Below are 22,158 nucleotides of genomic sequence, written 5' to 3'. Positions count from 1 at the left end.
CCACTAATCCGGTGGCTCGGTTAGGATGGGCGCCATGACTTCAATCACCCCCGAAAACCTGCTGGAGGAACTCCGCCGCGCCGCCGACGTCGTGACCGGAATCGCCGCAAAACTGACAGACGCGGAGGTCGCGGCCCCGTCGGAACTGCCCGGCTGGACCCGCGGCCACGTCCTCGCACACGTAGCCGGGATTGGCAACGCCATGGCGCGGCAGCTCGAGTACGCGGCCCGCGGCGAGAAGATCGAGCTGTACGACGGCGGCTCCGAGGGACGGAACCGTGCCATCGAACTCAGCGCCGGGCACGGCGCCGAGCAGCACCGGGCCGCGGTGGAAGCAGCCATCGGCCGTGCACTGGAGGCGTTCGGGACGCTCGACGCGGCAGGCTGGCAGGCGCCGATCACCTTCCGCGACGGCGTGGTGTTCGACGGCGGGCTGGCGCTCTGGCGCGAGCTCACCATCCACGCCACCGACCTGGGCACCGGCCGCGGCCCGGAGACCTGGAGCCGGCCCTTCTGCGAGAACCTCTTCAACTTTCTCTCCGCCCGGGTGCCCGAGGGCCAACGGTTCGTGCTCCAGCCGCTCGGCCTGCCGTCCGTCACACTCGGCGCCGCTGGCGGACGATCCACTGTCATCAACGGCATGCTCACCGACATCGCCGCGTGGCTGGCCGGCCGCACCCCCACCCTGGGCAGTCTCCGCGCCACCGCCGCAGCCGACGGCGTCGACCTGCCCGAGCTACTGCCCTGGCCCGCGGGCGTTCCGGTAACGAACCAGGCCTGACGGACCAGGTACTCGCGCACCAAGTACTCGCCCACCAGGGCCGGCAGGTCAGGGCTGGCGGATTACGCCTGCACCGCCAAGGCCACTTGCCGCTCCCGCTCCAGCAGGCTTTCCTTGACCGCCAGGCCCCAGCGGAAACCACCCAGGCTTCCGTCGGTCCGGATCACCCGGTGGCACGGAACGAACAGGGCCGCTGCGTTGAAGGCGCAGGCGCTGGCTGCCGCCCGGACGGCCTTGGCGTTGCCGGACAGTTCGGCGTATTCGGTATAGGTCACCGGGTGCCCGGCGGTGACGGTCCGGAGCATCTCCCACGCGTGGCTGCGGAAGGGACCGGACAGTTGCCTGACCGGCACCTCCATCGCGGCCTGCGGGCTGCCGGCGTAGAACGCCTCGACGGCGGCCGAGATAGGTCCCAACGAGGAGACGGCTTCATAACTGCCGGGCAGCAGCGTCGGATGGATTTGGCCCGTCAGCTCGCCCGGCACGGCGGTCCAGCCCGAGGCCAGGACAGCGCCGTCGCGGGCAATGATGGTGAACGGGCCGTCCGGGGTGGACATGGTCAACAGCTGGGCATTCATCGGGTCACTTTCTTGGGAGCAGGTTTCTTGGCTGCGGCCGCCCGCCACAGATGCATCGTGGCGTAGGACCGCCAGGGACTGACCTCCCGAAAATCGGGGGAGGACGAACCGGGGGAGGACGGACCGGGCCCAGACGTACCGGGCCCAGACGTACCGGCCGCCAGCGAGCGGATGCCGTTGCGGACCGCGGCGTCATTGGCCAGGAACACATCCGGGGCGCCGATCACGCGCATCGCGAGGTACCCCACGGTCCACGGTCCGACGCCGGCCAGCGGCAGGAGCTTGGCCTGCAGTCCGGCCAGGTCGTCGCCGTAGCCGAACTCAAGGTCGCCGGCCGCGATGGCCGCGGCGGCACCGCGGATGGCGTCGATCCGGCGCTGCGGGCCGCGCAGCAGCGCGAAGCCGGCATCCGCGATGTCAGCCGCCGTCGGGAAAAGCCGCTGCAGTCCCTCCGCCGGCACCAGGCACTCGCGGCCGGACGCGGCGAGCTGGACCAGAGCCGTCCTCGCCGCAGCGACCGTAATCTGCTGGCCGATCATGGCGCGGATCAGCAACTCGTGCGGGTCCACGGCGCCGGGCATCCGCATCCCGGGTGCGGCGGCGACGCTGCCCGCCAGACGGGGGTCCGCGCCGAGGGCAGTGTCGATGGCGACCGGGTCGGCGTCGAGGTCGAGCAGGCGCCGAACCCGGCTGAGCAGCGAGGAGAGGTCCCGCAGGTCCACGGCGCCGATGCTGAGCGTCATCGGCCGGCCCGGCGCGTCGGCGCCGTACTCCACCCGGAAGCGGGCGTCCCCGTGGGCCAGCCGCAGGGTGCGGGCGTAAGACGTCGACGTACCCTCCTCGATGCCCGGGATGGCGCGGACGGCCAGGAAACCGAACACCCCCGGATCGAACGGCTCCCGGTAGGGCAGGTTCAGCGTCAGGGCAGTGGACGTTACGGCGGTCCTGGCTGCCGTCTGCGGATGCCTCGCTGTCGCGCGCAACGCCGACGGCGTCATGGCAAAGACCTCGGCGATGGTCTCGTTGAACTGGCGGACGCTGCTGAACCCGGCGGCGAACGCAATGTCGGCGGCCTTCATCGACGTGGACACCAGCAGCGTTCTGGCGGTCTGGGCCCGGCTGGCCCGGGCGAGGGAGAGCGGACCGGCGCCGAGTTCGTGGCTGAGGATGCGGTTGAGCTGCCGCGAGGAATAGCCCAGCCGTGCGGCTAGACCTTCCACACCGTCGCGGTTGATCACCCCGTCGTTGATCAGCCGCATCGCCCTGCCGGCGATGTCCGAGCGCACATTCCAGGCCGGCGTTCCCGGCACTGCTTCGGGCAGGCAGCGTTTGCACGCCCGGTAACCCGCGTCGTGCGCGGCGGCGGACGTCTCATAGAAGGTAACGTTGCCCGCCTTGGGGGTCCGTGCCGGGCAGGAGGGCCGGCAGTAGATGCCGGTGGTGCGGACAGCGGTGTAGAACTGCCCGTCGAAACGGGGGTCCCGGGCGTCGATCGCCCGATAGCGCTGCCAAAAGTCCATGGCTTCATCTTGCCAGCTTCGTACGGCCCCCCGCTAGCGGAAATCGGACACAGCCGTAGGGCGCTTCCGGGCAGGTGGTTGCACCGGTTTGTTAAGGTCGAAGAATGGATTCGCACCTGACGCCCGAGGCCCTGCGCGGGCTTTTGTCCCAGGACCCCCGCACGGTGGCCCCGCTGCTGCTCGGGGCCGTACTCACGCACGAGAGCCACAGCGGGCCGGTAGCGGTGCGGATCACCGAGGTCGAGGCGTACCTCGGACCGGAGGACTCACTGCACCCGGATCCGGGCTCGCACACGTTCCGCGGCCAGACCCGCCGCAACGCCCCGATGTTCGGCCCGGCCGGCCACCTGTACGTGTACTTCACCTACGGTATGCACCACTGCACCAACATCGTCTGTGGCCCGGAGGGTGTGGCTTCCGCCCTGCTCCTGCGCGCCGGCGAAGTTGTCGCGGGCGAAGAGCTGGCCCTGGTACGGCGGCCGACGTCGAAAGCCCGCAAGGACCTGGCCAGCGGTCCCGCCCGGTTCGCCACGTCGCTGGGACTGACGACGGCGGACAGCGGCCGCGATGCCCTGGCCGCACCGTTCCGGCTCGAGCTGCCGGCCGATCCGGCGACCGACATCAGCTCCGGTCCGCGGGTAGGCGTCTCCGGGGCGGGCGGGTCCGATAACTATCCCTGGCGCTTCTGGCTCAGCGGCGACCCCACGGTGTCCAAGTACAAGGCAGCGAAAGTCAGGACGGCGTGATCGGCCGCAACCGGCAGGGCGGGATTGCTACCAGCCAGTAAGATTGATGGGTGAAACAACGCGAGCAGGACCTTCCCCAGCCGGACACGACAATGACCGTGGGCGAGCAGATCACCAGCCTTTGTGCCACCGTCCCGGACTATCCCAAACCGGGCATCGTCTTCAAGGACCTGACCCCGGTCTTCGCGGACGGCGCCGCGCTGAAGGCCGTCGTGGACGCCCTGGTCGAGCCGTTCCACGGCCAGTTTGACGCCGTCGCAGGCGTCGAAGCGCGGGGCTTTCTGCTCGCCGCCGCCGCGGCATACGCGACCGGCACCGGCGTCGTCACCGTGCGCAAAGCCGGCAAGTTGCCCCGCGAGGTGGTGTCGGAGGATTACGCGCTGGAGTACGGCACCGCCACCCTGGAGTTGCATACCTCGGATCTCGCTCCCGGCACGCGGGTACTCATCCTCGACGATGTCCTCGCCACCGGCGGCACCCTGGGCGCGGCTGCCCGGTTGTTCGAACGTTGCGAGGTCGAGGTGGCCGGCGTCGGCGTCGTAATGGAACTGGGCGACCTCAACGGCCGGGCCGCCCTCGCCGGGCACCGCATCCATTCCCTGCTGAACTTGTAGCGGAGCCGGCGCCAGAGAGCCTCCGCCCTGGCGCGCCGCGGCCCGGAAGTGCCGCGCCGCCGACCCGCCTTGTCACTGGACGGGCGTGCCGGCGTCGGTAGAATGCCTGAAAAAAGTCCGGACCTGATGTAAACCGACATATTTAAGGAGCGATCGCGAAAATCGCTGTAGAATGGTTGGTCTGTCTTTTTCGATAGGGGAACGTTCCATGCACGACGCAGATTTGGCCCATGAACGCGACTACGTGGCCGGACTGTACGCCCGGCTGGATGAGTTGCGGGCGGAGAAGAGCGTGCCCAACTGGCCCAGGTCCGCCGCGCCGGCGCCGTGGGCACCATGCAGAACGTCTCCGAGCGTGACGCGTTTGCCGCACTGTACGAGGACCGTCTCGCCCAGCTCGACGCCGTCGACGACCGCCTCGTGTTTGGCCGCCTTGACCTTGACTCTGGAGAGGCCCAGTACATCGGCCGCATCGGCCTGACCACCGACGATTTGCAGCGGCTCATGGTGGACTGGCGTGCCCCGGAAGCCGGACACTTTTACCAGGCCACGGCCTTTGACCGGCAGGGTGTGCGCCGCCGCCGCCACCTGATTCTGCAGGGCCGCCAGGTCAAGGCCATCGAGGATGACGTGCTCGACGCCGACATGCTCGCCGACAGCGATTCCCTGCAGGGCGAGGGGGCGCTGCTTGCCGCCCTGAACTCTAAGCGCACCGGACGCATGTCGGACATCGTCGGTACGATCCAGTCCGAACAGGACCGGATCATCCGCTCTTCAATTTCCGGCGCGCTCGTGGTCCAGGGCGGACCTGGCACCGGAAAAACCGCCGTCGCCCTGCACCGCGCCGCCTACCTGCTGTACACGCACCGGGAGCGGCTCAAGACGGCCGGCGTGCTGCTGGTGGGGCCGTCGTCGTCGTTCATGAACTACATCGAGCGGGTGCTGCCCTCCCTCGGCGAGACCGGCGTCGTGATGGCCAGCCTGGGCCGGCTGATGCCCGGCATCCACGCCGTCGTCGAGGACGACTCCGACGTCGCTGCCATAAAGGGACGGCTGGAGATGGCCGAGGTGGTGGCGAACGCGGTTGCGAACCGCCAGCGCATCCCGGCCGGGAACCGCATCCTGGAAGTCGACGGCCGCAAGCTGGTGCTGACCCCGCGCCAGGTCCGCCGCGCCCGGGAGAAGGCGCGGGCCACCGGGAAGCCGCACAACGAAGCCCGGGTGTCCTTCGTCAAGATCCTGCTCCGTGAACTGACCGAACAAATGACCGAACTCGTTGAGGCGGGCAGTATCGGCAACAACGCCGACCGCTCCTACCTTGCCGAGGACGTCCGCTCGGCCCGGGACGTCCGGGTTGCCTTGAACCTGTGCTGGATGCCGATGACGCCCGAAAAGCTCGTGGGGGAGTTGCTGAGCAAACCGGCCATCCTTGAGGCCTGCACCCCGAACCTTAACCCCGCCGAGCGGGCACTGCTGCTCCGGCCGGCCGGATCCCCGTGGACCGAAGCCGACGTGCCCCTGCTGGACGAGGCCGCCGAACTGCTCGGCGAACTGGATCCGGCCGCCGGCCGCGGGCTGGCCCAGCAGGAGCACGACCGTGCCCGGGACCTGGCGAACGCCAAGCAGACGCTCGTCAACATGGAAACAGCGGGTGTGGACGTCCTGATCTCGGCTGAGGAACTGGTGGACCAAAACCAGGAGCGCGAGGCACGGCTCACCGCGGCCGAACGCGCCACCACGGACCGTACGTGGGCGTTCGGACACATCGTGGTGGACGAGGCGCAGGAGCTCTCGCCCATGCAGTGGCGGCTGCTGGTCCGCCGCTGCCCGCTGAAGTCCTTCACCATTGTCGGTGACATTGCCCAGACAAGCTCTGTGGCCGGGGCCAAGTCCTGGCAGAGTGCACTGGCGCCGATGTTCGGGGACCGCTGGCAGCTCGAGGAGCTCACTGTCAACTACCGCACCCCGTCGCAGATCGCCGAGGCGGCTGCCCGGATGGCGAACGCCGCAGGGCTTGTTGTTTCAGCCCCGAAGGCCGTCCGCGAGGGCCGCTGGTCCCCGCTGATCGACCAGGTCGAGTCCGGCGCGGTTGTCGGCCGGCTTCTTGAGGTCCTTCCCGAGGAGATCGACGCGCTCGACGGCGGCCTGCTGGCGGTGATCGCCGACGGCGGGCTCCTTCCGGAAGCCGCCAAGGCGCTGCGCGGCGCCTACGGCCGCAGGGTCGGTACCGGCGCCGGGAGCTACGAGCAGGACATTGTCGTGATCAGCCCCCGCGAGGCCAAGGGGCTGGAGTTCGACGGCGTTGTGGTACTGGAACCGTCGACCATGCTGAACCACGAGCACGGCCGGGTGGGGGATCTGTACGTGGCGATGACCCGCCCCACCCAGCGGTTACGGCTCATCGCGTCCGCCGGCGTGCCGGCGGGCATCGAAGAGTAGCGGCCCGGCCTGCACCGGCTCTCTCTGTCACGAGCCGGTGCAGGGCCGTCCCGCCGGACCGATCCTGCTAACTTAGATTCCGTGCCCGAGCTTACGAATCTTCAGTCCCAACAGAACGACCCCGGCTTCGCCAACATCTGGCAGGAGCTGAAATGGCGCGGCCTGGTCCACGTCTCCACCGACGAGGCGGAGCTGGAAAAGCTGCTCGCCGGCGCCCCCGCCACCTACTACTGCGGCTTCGATCCCACCGCACCGAGCCTGCACCTGGGCAACCTTGTACAGCTGCTGCTGATGCGCCGGCTGCAGCTGGCCGGGCACAAGCCCCTGGGCCTGGTGGGCGGTTCCACCGGCCTCATTGGTGACCCGCGGCAGACCGCGGAGCGCGTGCTCAACACCCCGGAAACCGTGGCGGAATGGGTCGGCCGGCTGCAAGGCCAGGTGCAGCGCTTCCTCAGCTTCGACGGCGACAACGCGGCGCGGATGGTCAACAATCTCGACTGGACCGCCCCACTGAGCGCCATCGACTTCCTGCGCGGGATCGGGAAGCATTTCCGCGTCGGCACGATGATCAAAAAGGACATCGTGGCCACGCGGCTGAATTCGGACGAGGGCATCAGCTACACCGAGTTCAGCTACCAGATCCTGCAAGGGATGGACTACCTGCAGCTGTTCCGCGACTACGGCTGTGTGCTGCAGACCGGGGGATCGGACCAATGGGGCAACCTTACGAGTGGTACGGACCTGATCCGCAAGGTTGAGGGCAAGCACGTTCACGCCCTGGGCACCCCGTTGATCACCAACGCGGATGGAACCAAGTTTGGCAAAAGCGAGGGCAACGCTATCTGGCTCGACGCCGAGATGTGCAGCCCGTACGCCTTTTACCAGTTCTGGCTCAACACCGCCGACGCCGACGTCGCCGCCCGGCTCAAAGTCTTCACCTTCCTCAGCCGTGCCGACATCGAAGCTTTGGAAGCGTCAGTTGTAGAGCGGCCGTTCGCCCGCGAAGGCCAGCGGAAACTTGCCTACGAGGTCACGTCCCTGGTGCACGGCGTCGACGCCACCGAAAAAGTCATCGCGGCCTCTGCGGCAGTGTTCGGCGGCGGGGACCTGACAGCGCTGGATGCAGAGAGTTTGAAGGCCGCGACGGCGGAACTGCCTTCTGCCACCGTGGAGGGTTCCGGCCTCGGCATCATCGACTTGCTTGTGGCGACCGGTTTGTCCGAGAGCAAGTCCGCGGCCCGGCGCACCGTGGGGGAGGGCGGCGCCTACGTGAACAACGCCAAAATTTCAGATCCCGACGCCGTCATCGGCGCCGAAGAGCTGCTCCACGGCCGCTACCTGCTGCTGCGCCGGGGCAAAAAGAACCTCGCAACGGTGGAAGTGGCCGGAGCTTAGCCGGCATGTCGTTCCTGTCGTGGTTCCCGGCTAAGGCGGGTCGCGCCGCTGTAGCTGCCGCACCCCCCATGCTCCTCACCGGCCGATTTGCACGGCCGATGTCGAGCGTGTAATGTCTTCTGAGTCGCCGCCACTGAGTGGCGACCAACCCCCAACAAAAAGAAGCAATTCTTCCTGGTCATAGCACCGGGAAATTGAAATTGCTTGATAATTGCTGGGCAGATTTGCTTCTGCTGCCAGAATTCCGGGAAAAATGCCGGATTTGCAAAGCAGAAATGAATGCAATAAAGTAGAAATGTAGCGACGAGGAAATGCGAAACAAAAGAAATTGTTTCGAGAAGTACTCGAATGTGTCTGTTGTTTGAGAACTCAATAGTGTGCCAAGTTTGTTGATACCAATTGTTTTATTGATTGGTTGTTTGGCTGTGTTGTCCACCCCGTGGATGGCATGGTTTTTACAGCTGGTTTCAAATTTTGTGCAGCCTGGTTCCGCGTTTTCCCGTGGTTCTTTGGTTGTGTCTGTTCTTCAACGGAGAGTTTGATCCTGGCTCAGGATGAACGCTGGCGGCGTGCTTAACACATGCAAGTCGAACGATGATCCCCAGCTTGCTGGGGGGATTAGTGGCGAACGGGTGAGTAACACGTGAGTAACCTGCCCTTAACTCTGGGATAAGCCTGGGAAACTGGGTCTAATACCGGATATGACTCCTCATCGCATGGTGGGGGGTGGAAAGCTTTTTGTGGTTTTGGATGGACTCGCGGCCTATCAGCTTGTTGGTGAGGTAATGGCTCACCAAGGCGACGACGGGTAGCCGGCCTGAGAGGGTGACCGGCCACACTGGGACTGAGACACGGCCCAGACTCCTACGGGAGGCAGCAGTGGGGAATATTGCACAATGGGCGCAAGCCTGATGCAGCGACGCCGCGTGAGGGATGACGGCCTTCGGGTTGTAAACCTCTTTCAGTAGGGAAGAAGCGAAAGTGACGGTACCTGCAGAAGAAGCGCCGGCTAACTACGTGCCAGCAGCCGCGGTAATACGTAGGGCGCAAGCGTTATCCGGAATTATTGGGCGTAAAGAGCTCGTAGGCGGTTTGTCGCGTCTGCCGTGAAAGTCCGGGGCTCAACTCCGGATCTGCGGTGGGTACGGGCAGACTAGAGTGATGTAGGGGAGACTGGAATTCCTGGTGTAGCGGTGAAATGCGCAGATATCAGGAGGAACACCGATGGCGAAGGCAGGTCTCTGGGCATTAACTGACGCTGAGGAGCGAAAGCATGGGGAGCGAACAGGATTAGATACCCTGGTAGTCCATGCCGTAAACGTTGGGCACTAGGTGTGGGGGACATTCCACGTTTTCCGCGCCGTAGCTAACGCATTAAGTGCCCCGCCTGGGGAGTACGGCCGCAAGGCTAAAACTCAAAGGAATTGACGGGGGCCCGCACAAGCGGCGGAGCATGCGGATTAATTCGATGCAACGCGAAGAACCTTACCAAGGCTTGACATGGGCCGGACCGGGCTGGAAACAGTCCTTCCCCTTTGGGGCCGGTTCACAGGTGGTGCATGGTTGTCGTCAGCTCGTGTCGTGAGATGTTGGGTTAAGTCCCGCAACGAGCGCAACCCTCGTTCCATGTTGCCAGCGCGTAATGGCGGGGACTCATGGGAGACTGCCGGGGTCAACTCGGAGGAAGGTGGGGACGACGTCAAATCATCATGCCCCTTATGTCTTGGGCTTCACGCATGCTACAATGGCCGGTACAAAGGGTTGCGATACTGTGAGGTGGAGCTAATCCCAAAAAGCCGGTCTCAGTTCGGATTGGGGTCTGCAACTCGACCCCATGAAGTCGGAGTCGCTAGTAATCGCAGATCAGCAACGCTGCGGTGAATACGTTCCCGGGCCTTGTACACACCGCCCGTCAAGTCACGAAAGTTGGTAACACCCGAAGCCGGTGGCCTAACCCCTTGTGGGAGGGAGCTGTCGAAGGTGGGACTGGCGATTGGGACTAAGTCGTAACAAGGTAGCCGTACCGGAAGGTGCGGCTGGATCACCTCCTTTCTAAGGAGCACCTACAACAACCCTGCCAGGCGTTATGTCTGTGTGGTGGTGTTGTCAGGAGTACGCCCGTTGCGCAGACGATTGTTCTGCGGCGGGTGCTCACGGGTGGAATATCAGCAAATAGCGGCCGCCGGTTTTTCTGCCGGCACCCAGTACGGACATGTTCGTTCCCTTCGGGGTTCGGGTGTCCTGGAACGGTGCGGACGGGGATGGGGCGGTTTCGTGTTTGGCACACTGTTGGGTCCTGAGACAACAGGACCATGGCCCGGGCGTTCTTCCTCTTTTGCGGGGGGTGGGGGTGCGGGGTGTGGGGCTTGTGTGTTTCTGGTTTCCCGGCTGCAGCGAGCATGCACTGTGATGGGCCCCTTTTGCGGGGGTTCTGGTGTGTGGGGTGTGTGGTCTGGGGTTGTTGTTTGAGAACTACATAGTGGACGCGAGCATCTTTTATAAGAAGCAATTTCCAAGAATATGAACCTGGATCTGTCGTTTCTGTCCTTTGGGGCGGGGCGGTGGTTTTCATGGTTCTCTCGAAAATTACTGATTGATCTTTTGTGGTCAAGTTTTTAAGAGCACACGGTGGATGCCTTGGCATTAGGAGCCGAAGAAGGACGTAGGAATCTGCGATAAGCCTGGGGGAGTCGATAACCGGACTGTGATCCCAGGGTGTCCGAATGGGGAAACCCCGCCAGGCGCGCGAGTGACCTGGTGACCCGCATCTGAACACATAGGGTGCGTGGAGGGAACGCGGGGAAGTGAAACATCTCAGTACCCGCAGGAAGAGAAAACAATAGTGATTCCGTTAGTAGTGGCGAGCGAACGCGGATCAGGCTAAACCGTTCCATGTGTGATAGCCGGCGGGCGTTGCATGGTCGGGGTTGTGGGACTTTCCGTTCTGTCTCTGCCGGGACAGTGGGGTGTGTTGCATGGGCATAGGTGAACGGTCTTGAAAGGCCGGCCAGAGAGGGTGTGAGCCCCGTAACCGAAATGTTGTCATGCCGCCCGGAGAGTATCCCAAGTAGCACGGGGCCCGAGAAATCCCGTGTGAATCTGTCAGGACCACCTGATAAGCCTAAATACTCCCTAATGACCGATAGCGGACCAGTACCGTGAGGGAAAGGTGAAAAGTACCCCGGGAGGGGAGTGAAACAGTACCTGAAACCGTGTGCTTACAATCCGTCGGAGCAGCCTTGTAGTTGTGACGGCGTGCCTTTTGAAGAATGAGCCTGCGAGTTAGTGTTACGTCGCGAGGTTAACCCGTGTGGGGAAGCCGTAGCGAAAGCGAGTCTGAACAGGGCGTTGCAGTGGCGTGATCTAGACCCGAAGCGAAGTGATCTACCCATGGCCAGGTTGAAGCGACGGTAAGACGTCGTGGAGGACCGAACCCACTTCAGTTGAAAATGGAGGGGATGAGCTGTGGGTAGGGGTGAAAGGCCAATCAAACTTCGTGATAGCTGGTTCTCCCCGAAATGCATTTAGGTGCAGCGTTGCGTGTTTCTTACCGGAGGTAGAGCTACTGGATGGCTAATGGGCCCTACAAGGTTACTGACGTCAGCCAAACTCCGAATGCCGGTAAGTGAGAGCGCAGCAGTGAGACTGTGGGGGATAAGCTTCATAGTCGAGAGGGAAACAGCCCAGACCACCAACTAAGGCCCCTAAGCGTGTGCTAAGTGGGAAAGGATGTGGAGTTGCGAAGACAACCAGGAGGTTGGCTTAGAAGCAGCCATCCTTAAAAGAGTGCGTAATAGCTCACTGGTCAAGTGATTCCGCGCCGACAATGTAGCGGGGCTCAAGTACACCGCCGAAGTTGTGGCATTCAGATTTTTGCTAAGCCCTTGTGGTTCAGGCGTCTGGATGGGTAGGGGAGCGTCGTGTGGGCAGTGAAGTCGCGGTGTAAACCAGCGGTGGAGCCTACACGAGTGAGAATGCAGGCATGAGTAGCGAAAGACGGGTGAGAAACCCGTCCGCCGAATGATCAAGGGTTCCAGGGTCAAGCTAATCTGCCCTGGGTAAGTCGGGACCTAAGGCGAGGCCGACAGGCGTAGTCGATGGACAACGGGTTGATATTCCCGTACCGGCGAAAAACCGCCCATGCTGAACAGGGGATACTAACCGCCCGAGACCTGCCCTTTTCACCCTTGTGGTGTGAGGGTTTTGGTGGAGCGCGGGACCGAAACCTGGGAGGCAAGCGTATTAACAGGTGTGACGCAGGAAGGTAGCCGGGCCGGGCGATGGTTGCCCCGGTCTAAGGATGTAGGGCGAACGGTAGGCAAATCCGCCGTTCATGATGCCTGAGACCCGATGGGACCCCCGTATGGGGGGATCCGGTGATCCTATGCTGCCGAGAAAAGCATCGACGCGAGGTTTTAGCCGCCCGTACCCCAAACCGACACAGGTGATCAGGTAGAGAATACTAAGGCGATCGAGAGAATTATGGTTAAGGAACTCGGCAAAATGCCCCCGTAACTTCGGGAGAAGGGGGGCCCCTATCGTGATGGACACATGCTGTCCGGAGCGTGGCGGGGCCGCAGAGACCAGGGGGAAGCGACTGTTTACTAAAAACACAGGTCCGTGCGAAGTCGCAAGACGATGTATACGGACTGACTCCTGCCCGGTGCTGGAAGGTTAAGAGGACCGGTTAGCCGCAAGGCGAAGCTGAGAATTTAAGCCCCAGTAAACGGCGGTGGTAACTATAACCATCCTAAGGTAGCGAAATTCCTTGTCGGGTAAGTTCCGACCTGCACGAATGGAGTAACGACTTCCCCGCTGTCTCAACCATAAACTCGGCGAAATTGCAGTACGAGTAAAGATGCTCGTTACGCGCAGCAGGACGGAAAGACCCCGAGACCTTTACTATAGTTTGGTATTGGTGTTCGGAGTGGCTTGTGTAGGATAGGTGGGAGACGTTGAAGCCCGGACGCCAGTCCGGGTGGAGTCATCGTTGAAATACCACTCTGGTCACTTTGGACATCTAACTTCGGCCCGTAATCCGGGTCAGGGACAGTGCCTGATGGGTAGTTTAACTGGGGCGGTTGCCTCCTAAAAAGTAACGGAGGCGCCCAAAGGTTCCCTCAGCCTGGTTGGCAATCAGGTGTCGAGTGTAAGTGCACAAGGGAGCTTGACTGTGAGAGAGACATCTCGAGCAGGGACGAAAGTCGGGACTAGTGATCCGGCGGTACATTGTGGAATGGCCGTCGCTCAACGGATAAAAGGTACCTCGGGGATAACAGGCTGATCTTGCCCAAGAGTCCATATCGACGGCATGGTTTGGCACCTCGATGTCGGCTCGTCGCATCCTGGGGCTGGAGTAGGTCCCAAGGGTTGGGCTGTTCGCCCATTAAAGCGGTACGCGAGCTGGGTTTAGAACGTCGTGAGACAGTTCGGTCCCTATCCGCTGCGCGCGCAGGAAATTTGAGAAGGGCTGTCCTTAGTACGAGAGGACCGGGACGGACGAACCTCTGGTGTGTCAGTTGTACTGCCAAGTGCACCGCTGATTAGCTACGTTCGGATGGGATAACCGCTGAAAGCATCTAAGCGGGAAGCTCGCTTCAAGATGAGATTTCCATACACCTCGTGTGTGAGAGGCCCCCAGCCAGACCACTGGGTTGATAGGCCGGATGTGGAAGCGAGGACTAACGACTCGTGAAGCTGACCGGTACTAATAGGCCGATAACTTACACCACACACCCCACCTTCGTGAACGGATTCAAAAGACGTTCACACCACGAAGGAGGGGGAAAGAGACAAGACTGCTTGCGTCCACTATGTGGTTCCCAAACAACAAACCCAAACCCACGGGAACGTTGCTTGACGAACCAAAACAACTGAATACAACACCACATGTTGTAACCACAAGATTTCCCACCCAGGGAAAACCGCCCCCCACCAGGGCCGGCCACCAGGGGTGCGGACACAGGGTTACGGCGGTCATAGCGTGGGGGAAACGCCCGGTCCCATTCCGAACCCGGAAGCTAAGACCCACAGCGCCGATGGTACTGCACCCGGGAGGGTGTGGGAGAGTAGGACACCGCCGGACAACCATTACAGCCAGGCCCCGACACACGTCGGGGCCTGAGCTCTTTAACCCCCAAAACCGGCCGTTCGAAACATGCCTGCGCCGCTGCCTGAGACTCCCATCACAACAATCTGGGAACGATATGTCGTTAAGGCCAAAAAGTTCGCGGCGAAGTGGTTAAAGTGATCTAGCTTTGGGATGGACATCGACTGCGGGTCCTGACGGTCATAGCCGTCTCCAACGTGGTGCTGCTACTTTTTAGCTTGGAATTTTGGGGGATTCATTGATTAAAAGGCCCATTGGGCGCATCTGCGCCGCTGCCGCTTTGGCAGGCATACTCTCTCTCGGTGCAATAGCACCGGTATCTGCCACCACCGCGCCGGCTCCGCCTACCAGCCCCACCGGGACCGCCGTGGCTCCAACTCCGACGTCGACTCCCAGTAGCGATAGTAGTTCCGGTCCCACGCCGACTCCGACGGCTGCTTCTCCTGAGGTCACGCCGACGGCGACTGCCTCGGCTGAGCCGACTCCGAGCGCAGTCCCCACAGCAGACGCCTCAAAGGATCCTGCAGTAAATGGCGGTGCCGCGGTGGTGGCAGATGGCCCCGCCGCCATTGATGAGAAGTGGAAGGCCCTGGGCGGGCCGACCGGTTCGTATGGCGCCGCGCTGGCGCCTGCCGTCTGCGAACTGGCTGCCGACGGCTGCAAACGCGACTTCGCGGGGGGCTCCATTTACTGGACGTCCGCAACCGGCGCCGTTGCCGTATGGAACGGTGCCATTGGTGGCCAGTGGAAGCGGCTCGGAGCCGAGAGCTCTTGGCTGAAGTACCCCGTCTCCTCCGAAAGCTGCGGTCTGCCAGGTGGCGGGTGCTCCCAAGCGTTCCAGTCCGGCACCTTCTACTGGTCGGCCGCGAACGGCGCGGTTCCCCTCAGCGGCGGCATCGGTTTGCGCTGGAGCCAGATCGGAGGCGCTGCGGGCCGCTTGGGCTACCCCGCTGGCGCGATGACATGCGGGCTCGTAGAGGGCGGATGTCTTCAGCATTTTGAACGCGGCTCCATCGCCTGGTCCGCTTCCGCAGGTGCCTGGGACGTGGGCGGCGCGATCGCTCCGCGCTGGGCGGAGCTTGCCGGGCAAAACGGCGGCCTTGGATACCCGGTTGGCGGCGAACTGTGCGGCCTTTCGGGTAACGGCTGCTCCCAGAACTTTCAACGCGGGACGATGATGTGGTCGCCTGGCACGGGGGCACAGCCCACATGGGGCGGAATCCGCACCCGTTGGGTTGAACTGGGGTCGGAGAAAAGCGGCCTCGGCTACCCCACCGGACGTGAAGTTTGCGGTCTCACCAGGTCCGGGTGCTATCAGGGCTTTCAGCGTGGAGCAATGATGTGGTCGGCTGGCACCGGCGCGCAGCCCACATGGGGTGCGATCCGGACCCGCTGGGCGGAATTGGGCTTCGAGAACAGCTGGCTGGGGTATCCGACCGGTCGGGAAGTGTGCGGATTGCCCGGCGACGGCTGCTCCCAAGACTTTGAGCGTGCAACCATTTTCTGGTCTCCCAGTACAGGGGCGCAGCCTGCCGGAGGCGCCATCCGCGTGTATTACAACCAGCGCGGAAACGGGGCCAGCACCCTGGGCTACCCCAACAGCCCCGAATACTGCAGTGCAGCCGGATGCCGGCAGTACTACCAATGGGGCTGGCTCGACTGGGAACCAGACGGCAGGGTGACGCTACACGTGACCCCGGTGGGATATTGCGAAGCAATTAACCGGGGAGGCTTGAGGTATGACACAGCCGGCGCAAAGCGGGTGTCTTTCGCCATAGCGGAGCGTTACTCCAGCACTCCTGTGACGTTCGCGACGTGCCTTAAGGGCGACTCTGGCTATCACCTGGAATGGAATGTACCGGGCTACGCCGGCGAAAGCGGCTTCGCCTGGGCGGGAGTTGCGACCGGACCGACCATTAATAAGTACTCGCCGACCGGCTCCTTCACCGTCAGCGACGCCTTCGGCTTGGGGAACCCGGGAACGGCACTGAACTACATCACGCTCAACTCCTACTCTCGCTGGGGCGGCCGGCTCAACGGCAACTACAACAAGTACTTTGAGTCCAGCGCTGACGTCTTCCCGGATGAGAACATGTGGTACTACGCGACTCGTCCTTCGCACGACTACCGCCAGGGCGTGGTAATCAACTACAACCGGCCGCCGGACTCGCCCATTGTGATGAACGCCGGTTTCGCCATCTTCCTGCACGCCAACCGCGTTCCTACCTGGGGGTGCATCTCACTGTTGGAAAGCGACGTGACCCGGTTCATCAGGTCGGCTGTTCCCGGTGACCGGATCGTCATGGGAGTAGGTGGAGATGTCTTCCGCTAGGCCCCGCCGTTGGGCGGGGCGCATTGCAGGCAGCAAGCGTCTGCGGACTGGTCTTCCTCGGAATGACCGGCTGCACCGCCTCCGCGCCGCCGGCCGCGCCCTCTGTTTCCACCGAGGGTCCGGGGGTCCCGGAGTCCGCGTCGCCCGGGCGGACTACCCCTTCCCTTATCCCGACCGGGCAGACGCGGGCTTGCGCAGTGCTGGACCAGGCGGAGCTCAAGGCAGCACTGGGCAGCGTCGGTGCATCGTTGAAGGCGCCCGAGCCCTCGGGGGTCCGGCTCGATGACGGCTTTGAGAAGGACACCTGCGTGTACCCCCTGGATGCGAGCGGGGTGACCACGAACGCCGTCGTGATGGAGGTCATCTGGGACGGTACAGGGGCGAAAAGTCCCTCGATCAGCGACTTCGGCGCGGTCACGGATCCTGAGGAGGTGTCCGGGCTCGGGACCAAAGCGCAGTACTCCATGGTGCGCCTGTCCGGATCCAGTGAGTTCAGTCTCAGGGTGCAGTCAACGCAGGCCGCCTATCGCTTGGTTGTAGCGCGCCCGAACAACGACGTCGGCTGGGACCGCAAGCAGGGAAGGGCTGTTCTGGAAGAGATCATGCGCAAGGCAAAAATCTGAACGGCTCTGCTGCAATAGAATAGACGGGACTTGCGAAGACCGCCCGGGTAAACCGGTGCAGTGAGTCTTCAGAAACTATTGCGAAGAGTGGTGCGGCTGTCTCAAGACGACGGCTGCCTCGGACAGGAACCCAGCATGGCTGAGCACAACGGCGGCAATCGCGGCGGCAAGGATCGCGGCAACTTCGGCGGAGGACGTAACTCCGGCGGGGGTGGCTTCCGCGGAGCGAACAACTCCGGCGGAGATCCTCGAGGCTTCCGGGCCGGGGACGACCGCGAGCCGGGCTCCCGTCCCTCCTTCAACGACCGGGATCGGAAGCCGTTTGGTGATCGTCCGTCGCGTGACGGTGAGCGCAAGCCGTATGGTGCTGGTGGCCGGGATCGGAAGCCGTTTGGTGATCGTCCGTCGCGTGACGGTGAGCGCAAGCCGTATGGTGCTGGTGACCGGGATCGGAAGCCGTTTGGTGATCGTCCGTCGCGTGACGGTGAGCGCAAGCCGTATGGTGCTGGTGACCGGGATCGGAAGCCGTTTGGTGATCGTCCGTCGCGTGAGGGCGGGGAACGTCGGAGCTTCGGTGGTGACCGGGATCGGAAACCGTTTGGTGATCGTCCGTCGCGTGAGGGCGGGGAACGTCGGAGCTTCGGTGGTGACCGGGATCGGAAGCCGTTTGGTGATCGTCCGTCGCGTGAGGGCGGGGAACGTCGGAGCTTCGGTGGCGACCGCGACCGTAAGCCGTTCAGCGGCGGCGACAACCGCAAACCGTTCGGCAACCGCGAAGACCGTCCTGCCCGCAGCTTTGACCGCGGTGACTCCGGCCCCCGCCAGTTCGGCCGGGACCGCGCCGAGGACCGTCCCGTACGTGTGCCGAACGCCAAGGACCTGCGCAGTGCCAACCGCCCGGACCGTGAGCGTTCACCCCAGATCGACGAGGACGTTACGGGCAAGGAACTTGACCGCGCCACGCAACACCAGATCAAGACCCTCGAAGACAACAGTGCCGATTGGGTAGCGCGCCACCTCGTCATGGCTGGCCGGCTCATCGATGATGAGCCGGAACTGGCCTTCCAGCACGCCCTCGCCGCCAGCCGCCGCGGCGGCCGTCTCGCAGCGGTCCGCGAAGCCGTCGGCCTGACTGCCTACGCGGCAGGACACTACGGCGAAGCGCTGCGCGAATTCCGCACCTACCGCCGGATCAGCGGATCGAACATGCACCTGCCAGTCATGGCGGACTGCGAACGTGGCCTCGGCCGGCCCGACCGCGCCCTGGAGATGGCCCGGTCTGAAGAAGCCAAGGACCTTGACGCTCCCGGAAAGGTCGAACTGGCCATCGTCGCAGCCGGAGCCCGCAGCGACCTGGAGCAGCTCGACGCGGCCGTTTCAGAGCTGGAAATCGCACAGCTGGACATCAACCGGGCCTTCTCCTACAGCCCCCGGTTGTTCCGCGCCTACGCTGACGCCCTGACGGCAGTCGGCCGTGAAGCTGAAGCCGCGAAATGGCAGCGTCAGGCCGTCGTCGCCGAAAATGCCCTCGGGATGGGCGTCGATGAGGAGCCGGACATCATCGACCTCGGCTGGGATGAGGAAGAGGAAGCCCGCGAAGAGCAGCGGCGACGTCGGATCCTGCAGGAACAGGCTGACCGGCAGTCTGCCGCTGTCGCCCAGGAGGAAGCACCCCGCGCCGCCAGCGCCGAAGCGGCAGCAGGCCTCCCCGAGACCGCCGGGCACTCCGCGGCCCGCGACCTTGAAACGGGTTCCGACGACGAGGAACCCGACTTCTTCGAATCCAACGACGCCGAATCCGACGAGGATTCCGTGGAGGCGGACGAACTGGAACCCGGGCAGGCCCAGGACGAAGAGTCCGCGGAGCCGGTCCACACCGAGGACTAGGCAGCAATGGCGGAAGTACAGCTGATTTCACGGTTCGACGCGCTCCTCGCCGACCTGGACGGAGTGGTCTATGCGGGCCCGAACGCCATTCCGGGGGCCGTGGACTCGCTGAGCAGGCTTGCGGAGATCGGCGTGGGGCTGGGCTACGTGACGAACAATGCCTCGCGCACGCCCGCCGAGGTGGCGCAGCACCTGCGCGACCTCGGCGCCCCCGCGGAGGACGAGCAGGTCGTCAGCTCCTCGCAGGCAGCTGCCGGACTGCTCGCCTCGAAGTTGCCTTCCGGCGCGCGTGTGCTGATCACCGGTGGCGACGCCCTGGCCCGCGAAATCAAACTGGCCGGCCTGGTTCCGGTGCGCAGCGGATCCGAGGACCCGGTCGCCGTCGTCCAGGGCTTCCACCCCAACGTCGGCTGGAGCGATCTGGCTGAGGCCGCCTACGTGGTGGCCGGCGGCGCCCTGTGGGTGGCTACCAACACGGACCTGACCATTCCGCAGGCCCGCGGGATCGCACCGGGCAACGGCACGCTGGTCGCCGCCGTCGCTGCAGCAACCGGCCGGCAGCCTCTCGTCGCCGGCAAGCCGGAGGCGCCGCTGTTCCACGCCGCCGCAAAACGCCTGGCCGCCGACCGCCCGCTGGTTGTCGGGGACCGGCTGGATACCGACATTCTTGGCGGCAACAACGCCGGCTTCGCCACCGTGGCAGTGCTGACGGGCGTCGACTCGCGGGAATCCGTACTCGCCGCGCGGACGCGGGAACGGCCGACATTCCTCATCAACGACCTGACCGACCTCTACCTCCCCTACCCGACAGTGGAGCACGACGGCGACGGACGCTTCCGCTGCGGCCGCGCCACCGCCGACGTGGACGGGACGACGGTGCGCATCACCGGAGACCCGGCCGACCTTGACTCGTGGCGGGCCGCGTGCGCCGCCTGGTGGACCGCCAATCCGGAGACACCTGCTCCGCTCGCACCGGGTCTTGAGTGGCTGGATCACTAGACTGGAGAGCATGACCGAGCAGAGCCAACCCACGAACGCCCAGCCGGAGAGCCAGGACGTGCGGGTCCAGTGGCCGGACGCGGCGCAGCCGGTGACCGGCGACGCTGCGGTAGACGCCTTGCTAGTTCGCCTGGACGGCCTGCCCGGGCTGCCGGTGTCGGCGCACAGCGAGGTATACGAAGGCCTGCACAACGGACTGGTGGAAGCCCTGAACGAGGACGTGGCGGCCCAGGCAACGGGGGACCCGCACCCATGACCCGGCTCGACCAGGCCCTGGTCGGCCGCGGGCTGGCCAGGTCCCGCACCCACGCGGCGCGGCTGATCAGCGAAGGCAAAGTGAGCTCAGGCGGAGAGGTGCTGGCCAAAGCTTCGCTGCAGGTCCAGGAAAGCACGGTCCTCGACGTCGCCAACACCGCGGAAGATGACTACGTCAGCCGAGCCGCGCACAAGCTCGCCGGTGCGCTGGATGCTTTCCCCGCCGTCGCCGTGGAGGGTAAACGCTGCCTGGACGCCGGAGCGTCCACCGGCGGTTTCACCGAGGTGCTGCTGCGCCGCGGGGCGCTCCACGTCGTCGCCGTCGACGTCGGCCACGACCAGCTGGTGCCGCAGCTCCGCCAGGACCCTCGCGTCTCGGTCCATGAAGGCCTCAACGTCCGGTACCTCACGCCGCAGCTCATCGGTGGTCCTGTGGCGCTGACAGTGGCAGATTTATCCTTCATCTCACTAACCCTTGTGCTGGCACCGCTCGCCGCCTGCACCGAGCCTGGCGGGGACCTCGTGCTGATGGTCAAGCCGCAGTTCGAAATCGGCAAGGACCGGCTGGGCCGAACCGGCGTGGTTACCTCCCAGCGGGAACGCCGGCTGGCTGTCACCAAGGTGGCTGCCGCCGCGCTGGATGCGGGCCTGGACCTCATGGGATTGGCGGAAAGCCCGCTGCCAGGCCAGAACGGAAACGTCGAGTACTTCCTGTGGATAAAACGCGGGAACCGGTCAGACCCGCCTAAGATCGAGGAGCGGGACGCAGCCGTTGCTGCGTTGCTCGGAACGATTTGGCCGTAGCCCTGAAAGCACAAGCAGCACGAGAAGCACGAGAAGGCGGAACCCCGATGAGCAGGCGCGTCCTCATCCTTGCCCACACCGGCCGCGAGGAATCCCTCAAAGCCGCCTGGGAAGCGTGCGCCCAGCTGCACGCGTCCGGGATCGTCCCCGTGATGCAGAAATCCGAACTCGGCGACATGGTGCGGTTCTTCGGCCGGCTGGACCAGCCGGTGGAGGTCCTGCACGACCACGTCAAGCTTCCCGACGTCGAGCTGGTCATGGTTCTCGGCGGCGACGGCACCATTCTGCGCGCCGCGGAACTCGTACGCGAGGTGGACGTGCCACTGCTCGGCGTTAATCTCGGCCATGTCGGCTTCCTCGCCGAAAGCGAGCGGGCCGACCTTGCCCAGACCGTTGACTGGATCGCCAGCCGCCAGTACACGGTGGAGGAGCGGATGACCATCGACGTGCAGGTGTGGTGCCGCGGCCAGAAAATCTGGCACACGTGGGCGCTGAACGAGGCTGCCATCGAAAAGGGCAACCGGGAACGGATGCTCGAGGTGGTGACCGAGGTCGACGAACGCCCGCTCACCTCCTTCGGCTGCGACGGCGTCGTCCTCGCAACCCCCACCGGATCCACCGCCTATGCGTTCTCCGCCGGCGGACCGGTGGTGTGGCCCGAGGTCGAGGCGCTGCTTATCGTGCCGATCAGCGCGCACGCGCTCTTCGCCAAACCCCTGGTCGTCTCGCCCAGGTCCCGGCTCGCGGTCGAAATCCTGAACCGGACCGACGCCCAGGGCGTGCTGTGGTGCGACGGCCGGCGCTCCGTGGACCTGCCGCCCGGCGCCCGCGTGGAAGTCACCCGCTCCGCCACCCCGGTCCGGCTCGCCCGCACCCACCAGACGCCGTTCTCCGGACGCCTGGTGCGCAAATTCGAACTGCCCATCCAGGGCTGGCGCGGCCCGGTGCCGCAACCGAATGTCATTCACACCGGGCCGATCCCGGTGGTGCGCACACCGCGGCCCATGCCGCCGCTGTCCGCGCCCCGGCACGCGGACCCCGGCGCACCAAACGATCCCCCGACTGCGAAGTGACCC

13 protein-coding genes, 3 rRNA genes and 1 pseudogene are annotated in these 22,158 nt (G+C 64.4%); 15 read left to right on the top strand and 2 right to left on the bottom strand.

Translation table 11 applies throughout. The features are described 5' to 3' along the window. Window positions 1-34: 34 nt before the first annotated feature. Window positions 35-781 carry a maleylpyruvate isomerase family mycothiol-dependent enzyme gene (locus QFZ61_RS14370; protein WP_307037136.1) on the top strand — a complete coding sequence of 249 codons (747 nt, stop codon included), beginning with the start codon at window positions 35-37 and terminating at the stop codon, window positions 779-781. Between the two features lie 62 nt (window positions 782-843). Here QFZ61_RS14370 and QFZ61_RS14365 read toward each other — a convergent pair whose 3' ends face one another. Together QFZ61_RS14365 and QFZ61_RS14360 are read right to left on the bottom strand one after the other, a co-directional pair. After that, window positions 844-1,359, bottom strand: coding sequence for a methylated-DNA--[protein]-cysteine S-methyltransferase (locus QFZ61_RS14365; RefSeq protein ID WP_307037134.1), 516 nt, complete (start codon window positions 1,357-1,359; stop codon window positions 844-846). Beyond that, a complete protein-coding gene (locus QFZ61_RS14360) occupies window positions 1,356-2,879 on the bottom strand; it encodes a DNA-3-methyladenine glycosylase 2 family protein (RefSeq protein ID WP_307037132.1) in 1,524 nt (507 codons plus the stop codon). Before QFZ61_RS14360 ends, QFZ61_RS14365 begins: the two co-directional genes overlap by 4 nt. Before the next feature lie 104 nt (window positions 2,880-2,983). On the opposite strand from QFZ61_RS14360, the gene QFZ61_RS14355 reads away from it, so the two are divergent. The 14 genes and pseudogenes from QFZ61_RS14355 (at window position 2,984) to QFZ61_RS14290 (ending at window position 22,155) form a co-directional block, all read left to right on the top strand. After that, window positions 2,984-3,625 (top strand): DNA-3-methyladenine glycosylase, encoded by a 642-nt coding sequence (locus QFZ61_RS14355; RefSeq protein WP_307037130.1) that lies wholly within the window; start codon window positions 2,984-2,986, stop codon window positions 3,623-3,625. A 92-nt stretch (window positions 3,626-3,717) separates the two neighbouring features. Next, window positions 3,718-4,239 carry an adenine phosphoribosyltransferase gene (locus tag QFZ61_RS14350; protein ID WP_307038225.1) on the top strand — a complete coding sequence of 174 codons (522 nt, stop codon included), beginning with the start codon at window positions 3,718-3,720 and terminating at the stop codon, window positions 4,237-4,239. Window positions 4,240-4,447: 208 nt separating this feature from the next. Next, window positions 4,448-6,678, top strand: a pseudogene (locus QFZ61_RS14345) (AAA family ATPase). 81 nt (window positions 6,679-6,759) lie between these two features. Continuing rightward, the gene (tyrS, locus tag QFZ61_RS14340; RefSeq protein ID WP_307037128.1) at window positions 6,760-8,073 is read left to right on the top strand and encodes a tyrosine--tRNA ligase; all 1,314 of its coding nucleotides are present in this window, start codon (window positions 6,760-6,762) and stop codon (window positions 8,071-8,073) included. 526 nt (window positions 8,074-8,599) lie between these two features. Further along, window positions 8,600-10,125 (top strand): 16S ribosomal RNA (locus QFZ61_RS14335). Window positions 10,126-10,678: 553 nt separating this feature from the next. Next, window positions 10,679-13,805: ribosomal RNA gene (locus QFZ61_RS14330) — 23S ribosomal RNA — on the top strand. A 236-nt stretch (window positions 13,806-14,041) separates the two neighbouring features. Continuing rightward, window positions 14,042-14,158: ribosomal RNA gene (gene rrf / locus QFZ61_RS14325) — 5S ribosomal RNA — on the top strand. The 16S, 23S and 5S rRNA genes sit together here, the layout of an rRNA operon. 391 nt (window positions 14,159-14,549) lie before the next feature. Further along, complete coding sequence (locus QFZ61_RS14320; protein ID WP_373427161.1) at window positions 14,550-16,514, top strand: hypothetical protein; 1,965 nt, start codon at window positions 14,550-14,552, stop codon at window positions 16,512-16,514. 23 nt (window positions 16,515-16,537) lie between these two features. Beyond that, a complete protein-coding gene (locus QFZ61_RS14315; protein WP_307037127.1) occupies window positions 16,538-17,137 on the top strand; it encodes a hypothetical protein in 600 nt (199 codons plus the stop codon). A gap of 861 nt (window positions 17,138-17,998) precedes the next feature. Continuing rightward, complete coding sequence (locus QFZ61_RS14310; RefSeq protein WP_307037125.1) at window positions 17,999-19,024, top strand: hypothetical protein; 1,026 nt, start codon at window positions 17,999-18,001, stop codon at window positions 19,022-19,024. Between the two features lie 6 nt (window positions 19,025-19,030). Beyond that, window positions 19,031-20,023 carry an HAD-IIA family hydrolase gene (locus QFZ61_RS14305; RefSeq protein WP_307037122.1) on the top strand — a complete coding sequence of 331 codons (993 nt, stop codon included), beginning with the start codon at window positions 19,031-19,033 and terminating at the stop codon, window positions 20,021-20,023. A gap of 10 nt (window positions 20,024-20,033) precedes the next feature. Continuing rightward, window positions 20,034-20,279, top strand: a complete 246-nt coding sequence (locus tag QFZ61_RS14300; protein ID WP_307037120.1) for a hypothetical protein — start codon at window positions 20,034-20,036, stop codon at window positions 20,277-20,279. Continuing rightward, the gene (locus QFZ61_RS14295; RefSeq protein WP_307037118.1) at window positions 20,276-21,082 is read left to right on the top strand and encodes a TlyA family RNA methyltransferase; all 807 of its coding nucleotides are present in this window, start codon (window positions 20,276-20,278) and stop codon (window positions 21,080-21,082) included. The genes QFZ61_RS14300 and QFZ61_RS14295 overlap by 4 nt, the downstream gene beginning before the upstream one ends. Before the next feature lie 47 nt (window positions 21,083-21,129). Then, window positions 21,130-22,155 (top strand): NAD kinase, encoded by a 1,026-nt coding sequence (locus QFZ61_RS14290; RefSeq protein WP_307037116.1) that lies wholly within the window; start codon window positions 21,130-21,132, stop codon window positions 22,153-22,155. Window positions 22,156-22,158: the final 3 nt, after the last annotated feature.

Source organism: Arthrobacter sp. B3I4, assembly GCF_030816855.1.
Taxonomy (GTDB): domain Bacteria; phylum Actinomycetota; class Actinomycetes; order Actinomycetales; family Micrococcaceae; genus Arthrobacter.
The sequence above is the reverse complement of the archived record's forward strand: the minus strand, read 5'-3'. Positions and strand labels throughout refer to the sequence as shown.

What these genes read in the sequence shown, in the direction of transcription:
- QFZ61_RS14360 (WP_307037132.1), bottom strand. Translation starts at nt 2,879, where the DNA reads ATGGACTTTTGGCAGCGCTATCGGGCGATCGACGCCCGGGACCCCCGT.
- QFZ61_RS14300 (WP_307037120.1), top strand. Translation starts at nt 20,034, where the DNA reads ATGACCGAGCAGAGCCAACCCACGAACGCCCAGCCGGAGAGCCAGGAC.
- QFZ61_RS14295 (WP_307037118.1), top strand. Translation starts at nt 20,276, where the DNA reads ATGACCCGGCTCGACCAGGCCCTGGTCGGCCGCGGGCTGGCCAGGTCC.
- QFZ61_RS14350 (WP_307038225.1), top strand. Translation starts at nt 3,718, where the DNA reads ATGACCGTGGGCGAGCAGATCACCAGCCTTTGTGCCACCGTCCCGGAC.
- QFZ61_RS14290 (WP_307037116.1), top strand. Translation starts at nt 21,130, where the DNA reads ATGAGCAGGCGCGTCCTCATCCTTGCCCACACCGGCCGCGAGGAATCC.
- QFZ61_RS14365 (WP_307037134.1), bottom strand. Translation starts at nt 1,359, where the DNA reads ATGAATGCCCAGCTGTTGACCATGTCCACCCCGGACGGCCCGTTCACC.
- QFZ61_RS14370 (WP_307037136.1), top strand. Translation starts at nt 35, where the DNA reads ATGACTTCAATCACCCCCGAAAACCTGCTGGAGGAACTCCGCCGCGCC.
- QFZ61_RS14355 (WP_307037130.1), top strand. Translation starts at nt 2,984, where the DNA reads ATGGATTCGCACCTGACGCCCGAGGCCCTGCGCGGGCTTTTGTCCCAG.
- QFZ61_RS14305 (WP_307037122.1), top strand. Translation starts at nt 19,031, where the DNA reads ATGGCGGAAGTACAGCTGATTTCACGGTTCGACGCGCTCCTCGCCGAC.